Origin of the sequence: Pseudomonas helleri (assembly GCF_001043025.1) — a bacterium.
Lineage (GTDB): Bacteria > Pseudomonadota > Gammaproteobacteria > Pseudomonadales > Pseudomonadaceae > Aquipseudomonas > Aquipseudomonas helleri.
The window spans coordinates 56304-62695 of the sequence record NZ_JYLD01000022.1 but is presented as its reverse complement, the minus strand read 5'-3'; the positions used below and the strand labels follow the sequence as shown (position 1 = coordinate 62695).

Below are 6392 nucleotides of genomic sequence, written 5' to 3'. Positions count from 1 at the left end.
CGATTACATCGAGATGTTTTACAACCCAAAACGACGCCACAGTTTCAACAATCAGCTGTCACCGGTAGAGTTTGAAAAGCGTTACGCAGCGAGCCTGGAGAGTGTCTAGGAAACCCGGGGCGATTCAATTCTTTGAAGTCGTCAGGTATCAAATTTATCAGCTCTTGGCCAATCTCTGTATAGATTTCATCTAAGTCTATGATTTCATGTTTCATAGAGTTGGCTCCTGTGCTATACGCCGAATTTGTTTCCGAATATTATAAAGTCTTGAGGAATCCCGTCTGTCCATTGTTTTTTTTAATGTGTCCGGTTGTAGGGAATCTCCAGTGTATTTTTGGGTTCTTTCTATGGGTACATCTTTCTTGTCTTTTAGCATTCGCTCCCAAGAGTTTTCTAGTTTTCTATAGGAGCTATTATTGAAATTTCCATTTTGTGCAAAATGGTTCATTTCGTCTAATGGCGTATGCATAAAATCGGGACGCAGCAGGGTGTAATGGCTTCCCGGCCGAGGGTTTGGTGCAATGCCTCAATGTGCAACGGATCTTCCGAGGTGCAGTCGGCCAACAGATCGAGCAGCACGCACAGCGTGTCGTCGGCGCATGTTGTTGCGCGACGAATGCCTGGACACCCTCCAGATGTGGGCCGCTTTTGAACTTATGGCTATTTCATAAACTTGTCAAAATCGATGTTGGAGAAAGGAAGAGTCGGACTGTCGAATTGACGCAAAATGTGGAGGTGTGGATCCAGCTTAAGGCGTCGAAGGTTATCCAATGTAGCGCTTCCACCCACAACGAGCGCAGGTTCGAAGCCGTACATTTCATCGGGCTCAAGTGGGCCGTACTTCTTTATAGCGCGTTCAAACAGTAGTTTCCCGTTGGCGTCAGGGTAGTCGAAGTCTTCTAGCTTGGCAGAACCAAACAGCGCCTGAATGGAAGGATCGTGATCTGGTAAGGGTTTGGGGTTGAGCTGGTTTTTCAGAGCGAGGATTTCGTTGTGAATACAAGTGATGGTGACGCTTGCGCCTGTTGTTTCGCCGCACAAGTAGAGGTCGCCAAAGGCATCGCGGGCAATGACGTGGAAGTTATCTATGTTGACAAACGGTGTCCCCTCAAGCCATGCATCCTTGATGTCTTCATATTCATCGGGATTAACTGTCCATACTCGTCCGTTTGCATACCCTGCCCAGCCTTCTTCACGCCAGTAAGTCATCAAGATGGGAGGGAGCTTGCCGGTCCATTGAGCAAGGGTGGCTTCTGAAACAGGCGTGCTGTAAGTGGCTTCGCCAAATTTCTCGATGAAGTATTCGAAATGAGGGTCTCTCATGTTTATTTTCCTTTTTTGCCTGGAGGGCAGATTGTTAGTTCCACATTCATTACATTTGAGCCATCACCGCGGGCGACTGCTTTTTTGGCAGTATCTTCCAGCAGTTTTACTCGTCCTTTTTGACTCCAGCTTCCGCCAATGGCGCTATTTACGGCTTTATCGCCAAGTGCTGATGGCTTGGGTTGATGCCAACCACCTGCGACCATGTCTGGTTCGTGCAGCGCTGCCAGAGAGCCCATGATTTCTTTGGTTTTGGAGGCTGCATTGGATTCAGCCACTCTTGGATCGATTTTTGGATTCTTCCTGATAGTGTTCTCGTAAATGCTGCGCTCTATTGCCTTAGCCCGCTTACTCCGATAAGCCTCTTGAGCTGCGGCGGCCTGTGGATTTCGACCTCCGTTACTAGGGGACGTTTTCTTAGCAACATTGAACTTACTTCGAGCCTCGGCAAAGTCTTTGGCCAGCATGTTGTTTATGGAGTCTTCCTGTCGTTTGAGCTGCCGAGCATATTGTCGTAGGTATTCCTTTTGTTCGGCTTCGTTCATTTTTTTATATTTTTTTGAATTTCGCGGATCGAAGCACTCTGTTTTTTTCTTAGGCATTTTTTTTGGTTTGATTTTTGCTCCTTGTTGCTCCTTGCGGACCACTTCTTCCCTAACCTTCCTCTCCGCCTCTTTGGCTGCCTTATCAGCCGCCTCCTTCCCGACTTTACCCGAAGCCTCAGCCATCTTCGCGCCATAGCGCGTGGCTTTGCCCGCAGTACCCGCATACCCCACAAACGGTATGGCCGAAAGCAGTGACAGTCCAGCGCCTACATAGTCCCCGCGAGCAAGGCTGATGCCAGCGCTGATAATGTCTGCCGCTTCTCCCACCACTGGGATCAGGCCCACCACATCCAGGCCTAGCTGGAGGCCATCGAGAACGTGTTCTCCGGTGATGCCTTCCTCTTGGGTTTCGGCTTCTATCGCCGCATTGGCCTGTGTGGCGGGCACTGCAGTTGGCGCAGTTTCTCCCACCACACGCCCCAGCGTATTGCCGTTTGCATTTGTGCCGCCTTGGCGGCGCATGAGCGGAGCGGGGTAGTCGCGCAGTCCAAGTTCCGGGGCTTTTTCCCTGAATGTTGCGTAGTCGGTGTAGCTGAGATCGCGCTGGAGTTCGAGTTGTTGGTTTTTCCAGACCTGAACCGTAACGCCACCGCCGTTTTCATAGGTCGCCCATTGCTTGCCGCCATGCTCGACGAAGGATTTGCTGATGTTGATCTCTAGGGGCTCGGCCATGTTCTAGACCCCATTCATCCAGAACATATCGCCATGGCGCACGATCAATTTGCCCTCAGCGCGCACGCTGCTGCTTTTTTCCAGCGGGTAGCATTTGCCGCCGACGGTGTTGCTCTTGATGCCTTTGGCCGCGCCCGCTTGGTCACCTTGGGTGGTGGGCACCAGGCTCATGTCGTAGACCACCACCGGTTTGCCATTGGCGCGCACGGAGTTGGCCACGCCGGTGGCGGTTTTGAGTTCGGCGGTGACGGGGTAGGGCACAGGCGGGATGGCGCTGCCCATCGGGGTTTTGCACACGTCCGGGACGATGCTGATCACCTTCCATTTGGTCTGTTTGCGGGCGATGACGTTATCGGCCATATCAATGCACCTCCCGCACTGAACGCTTGATCAGCTGCGCCGCCGGATCGGTCTCAAAGCGCGCTTCGAGCACCCGTATATCGAGGTTATTGGGCAGGCTGATGCGATGGGTCAGCACCAGGGTCATGGCCTCGGTGTCGATGCGCAGGGTGTCGGTGAGCATGGGCAGCGGCAACAAGGCGCCGTTGAACAAACGCAACAACACAAACGCTCGATGGCCGGGCATTTCCACCTGCGCGAATCCGCTGGGTGTCAGGCTCGGGTCGGTCAAGTTGAAGAGTTCGATGCGCAGGTTGGGCGGTGGAAATTCGATCTGTTGATCGGTGGGCGCACCGTTCCAGTAGGCGAAGTCAAAGTCATAAGGCAGACCCGGCCAGCGCTCTGCTTGCCATACAGCGTCGTAGTTACCGGCCAGAGCCAGTCGCGGTGCCCAGGCCCGGCCGACCACCCCAAAACCTGCGGGTTGGTATTTGTAGGTGCCGGCCACCTGCATCATTTGCGTGGAGTCGAGCAGTCCATCAGGGTGTTTGGCTTTATCCAGGTGCAACACGGGCCTGTCGATTGCTTCGATTTGCGGCGCAGGCAGCACCCGCAGGGGCGCATCCAGCTTGAAGCCCAACTGCTCCTGGCGTTTCTCGATCCAGCCGCTGCCCAACGGATTGCTGTAGCAGACCTCGTTGAGCAGATACTCCGGGCTGTCAGGCTTTAACAGGTGCTCGGGGTTGCGCACCACGCTGCTGCCGCCAAAGGCATATTCCCAGCGCAGCGGAACGCTCAGAACGGGCTGCGCTTGAGTCAGTTGCCAACCGCCAAACAGGCTGTCTTTAAACTGCCGTGGCCCGCTAAAACGCAACTGTTTGTCCAGCAGATTGCGCCGGGTAGGCGCATTGGCGTGTGCCTTGGCGGCGGCCACGCGTTTCGCTTGCCATTCTTGAAGCTGGTATTCGTTCAACCGTTCGCCGGGGCTCAATGGTTCGGGCAGCGGCACGTCTATGTGCTCGTGCGCGACCGGAATGCTCAAGCGCACGCCTGCGTTCCACGACGTGGCCGGCAATCCCTGCGGCGCATGTGCAAGTCCCACGACGATCACATCGCAGCGCGGTTTAAAGGGGGCCAGGTCGCTTTCTTCGCTGACGCTGCTGGTCCCTTCTTCACCGTAATAGGCGTCATCGGTATACAACGCTACGGGCTCAACGTCCATGACCTCGGCGCGCAATTGCCCCGGTTGGCCATCCACTGGCAACAACCGATAACCGACCTTCATGGCCAGCACCGGATACTCTTGATCGTCCACACCCAGGGCGCTAAAACACAGCGCATCGAAGGGCGTCAGGTTACGAAATTCCATGACGCCTCCTCGCACGAGGGCGTTGAACACCGGTGGGCTTCAGGCGAAACCAGCTGGTCAAAATCTGTAGAAAAACCTCAAAGGCATCGTCCGGCAGGGGCTCGAAGATAAAGCGCAGATCGTGTTGATGGCGCATGGGCGTCTCCTGGTCATAGGTAAGCGTTAATCGACCAGCCAACTGGCGTCGCCGTTTTCCAGCGATCCGCCGTGGTCTGTGGTATCGCCTACGCGTGCGACGGCTTTGCCCTCGATGGTCATCAGAGCCGAACCGCTGGTAATGACAGCACCGCAACCCAAAGTGTCGCCAACACGCGCGACCGCGCTGTTGTTGATATTGAACGCTGCTGCGCCACTGTTAACCGTGGTGGGGCCGCACAGCGGGCAAATGTGGTCATGGCCGACCAGTACGACTGCAGGCATAGAAAATCCTCAAAAAGTGATGTCGCAGGGGGATTGCGCTGCGCTTGAAACCTGCGCAACGGAACGTGGGGTGTGAGGTTAAAAGCAGTAACAGGAGTGGTTAGTCGTGCATCGACGGCGCTGAGCGTGACTCCAGGTCGATAGCCTCTGGCCAGTGCACTTTGGGCGCGAGGCGGCGGGCGAGGTTGAAGCGTATTTTTTCGTTGTTCCAGTCACGGGGCGGACGCGGGAACAAGGGCAGCGCTTGCGGGCCTTGCTGCATAAAGAGCTGGGCCATGGCCCAGTACATTTCACCTTGTTGCAGCTCATGGGCGAAATGAAAGCGATCAATCACCTTGTAGGTGCCAGGCTCCAGAACGGCCAGAGTGACCGTCTCAATCAGACCGCCGCTGCCCATGGCGCCATAAATGCTGCAGGCCTCGGCGTGCAGATTGTCCCAGTCATACACTTCAGCGCGTGCCCCCCAGGCGCTGCGGCTGAAGGGCTTGAGGCCGTTGTGACGGAAGCGGTAGACATAGACCTTGCGTCGGGCGCGGTTGAAGCGGATGGGTTCGTCGCGTGTGGCTGAAGTGTCCATTCGCCAGATGTACACACCTCCCCATATAGGAGCTATAAACGCAAAGAGACCGAAGAAATGAAATACAAAAGAAGGGATATCTCCAGTTGTTCTAAAAATAGCAATCCACATGAAGGGGGTGATGATTGATAGCAATAGAAAAAAAACTGCTAACCAAACACCAACGCCCCGAGTTCTTACGGTGGCGCGCGACAACTCAAGGTATACATTATCAACATGATTGGGAGGATTAGTGAGTACTGGCGGGTAAGGCTCTATGGATGGAGGCTCGTTTGGCCCCGGTAAATCACGCTTCCAGCCCGGAGCTGGTTTATCGAGCAAAGGTGTTTTAAATAACATGTGTTCTTTCCGGTTCAGGTAAGTGCCATTTACCTCTTCGATCTTTCGAGGAGGCTGCCAGCAGTAAATGGTCAAGTTCAGTGTTAATGGCTTTCAGCAAGGTTTGCCGTAGGACAGATACGAAATAAGCGGACTAACAGCAGACAGGCCATGTGGTTTACTGGTGATCCATAAAGGTGAGTTCCGCATAGGCATCGAGAATGTCGCGATTTGGCCAGTAGGTCAGGGACAAAGTGGCCGCTTCGATGTTGTGTCGACGGCTATCGGGCAGCAGCTCAATCGCGCCTTTGATATCTTTTATTTGCAGCGTGCGGGCATCGGCGGACGTGACTGTCCGAATATTTAGGGTGGGTGTGGTGCTGCTGGCCTGGTAATCCGGTTTTTTTGGCAGTTTGGGAACGGCCAGTGCTGTTTGACGCTTGCTGGTTGGCGTCGCCAGTTCGGGCGGGTTCAAATTGCCTTGCGCCACGACTTCACCGCCCAAGTACTGATCGGCCGCACCATCGCCGTGGCGATGGACCGTAAGTGACCAGCGATATGCCGAACGCTTGGCATCGAAGAGCGGCAGGACCAGGCGATATTCCAGTTGTCGCCTGAGGATTGCCGAGCTTTTGCCCATGTTGCCGGGTGAGTCGGTTTCAACGAGTCGCAAGCTGAAGTTGACGCCCGCCTCAACCCCCATGGTCGCGGCGTTGAGTTCGGCAATGGCCATGGCGGCATGTTCAGGTTTGTTCCAATGAATGGGCGG

Annotated in this window: 10 protein-coding genes; 1 reads left to right on the top strand and 9 read right to left on the bottom strand. The window is 54.7% G+C overall.

The genetic code is table 11. The features are described from left to right. On the top strand, nucleotides 1-109 hold a 109-nt coding region (locus tag TU84_RS26190; protein WP_138762977.1), incomplete at its 5' end, for an IS3 family transposase. 102 nt (nucleotides 110-211) lie between these two features. Here the strand turns inward: TU84_RS26190 and TU84_RS26810 are convergent. The 9 genes from TU84_RS26810 to TU84_RS24120 form a co-directional block, all read right to left on the bottom strand. Then, complete coding sequence (locus TU84_RS26810) at nucleotides 212-448, bottom strand: DNA/RNA non-specific endonuclease (protein ID WP_157403821.1); 237 nt, start codon at nucleotides 446-448, stop codon at nucleotides 212-214. A 212-nt stretch (nucleotides 449-660) separates the two neighbouring features. Beyond that, entirely contained in the window at nucleotides 661-1323 is a 663-nt protein-coding gene (locus TU84_RS24150; RefSeq protein ID WP_048373691.1) for a GAD-like domain-containing protein, read from the bottom strand. A 2-nt stretch (nucleotides 1324-1325) separates the two neighbouring features. After that, nucleotides 1326-2600 carry a polymorphic toxin type 15 domain-containing protein gene (locus tag TU84_RS26180; RefSeq protein WP_053225309.1) on the bottom strand — a complete coding sequence of 425 codons (1275 nt, stop codon included), beginning with the start codon at nucleotides 2598-2600 and terminating at the stop codon, nucleotides 1326-1328. A 3-nt stretch (nucleotides 2601-2603) separates the two neighbouring features. Then, nucleotides 2604-2960 carry a DUF4150 domain-containing protein gene (locus tag TU84_RS24140; RefSeq protein WP_048373689.1) on the bottom strand — a complete coding sequence of 119 codons (357 nt, stop codon included), beginning with the start codon at nucleotides 2958-2960 and terminating at the stop codon, nucleotides 2604-2606. 1 nt (nucleotide 2961) lies between these two features. Next, nucleotides 2962-4308 (bottom strand): DUF2169 family type VI secretion system accessory protein, encoded by a 1347-nt coding sequence (locus TU84_RS24135; protein ID WP_048373687.1) that lies wholly within the window; start codon nucleotides 4306-4308, stop codon nucleotides 2962-2964. After that, on the bottom strand, nucleotides 4295-4444 hold the full coding sequence (locus TU84_RS26175; RefSeq protein ID WP_157403820.1) for a hypothetical protein: 150 nt from the start codon (nucleotides 4442-4444) through the stop codon (nucleotides 4295-4297). The genes TU84_RS24135 and TU84_RS26175 overlap by 14 nt, the downstream gene beginning before the upstream one ends. Nucleotides 4445-4470: 26 nt before the next feature. Next, the gene (locus TU84_RS24130; protein ID WP_048373686.1) at nucleotides 4471-4728 is read right to left on the bottom strand and encodes a PAAR domain-containing protein; all 258 of its coding nucleotides are present in this window, start codon (nucleotides 4726-4728) and stop codon (nucleotides 4471-4473) included. 100 nt (nucleotides 4729-4828) lie between these two features. Continuing rightward, the gene (locus tag TU84_RS24125) at nucleotides 4829-5416 is read right to left on the bottom strand and encodes a DUF6708 domain-containing protein (RefSeq protein WP_338152555.1); all 588 of its coding nucleotides are present in this window, start codon (nucleotides 5414-5416) and stop codon (nucleotides 4829-4831) included. A 385-nt stretch (nucleotides 5417-5801) separates the two neighbouring features. Further along, nucleotides 5802-6356 carry a hypothetical protein gene (locus TU84_RS24120; protein WP_053225308.1) on the bottom strand — a complete coding sequence of 185 codons (555 nt, stop codon included), beginning with the start codon at nucleotides 6354-6356 and terminating at the stop codon, nucleotides 5802-5804. Nucleotides 6357-6392 lie beyond the last annotated feature (36 nt).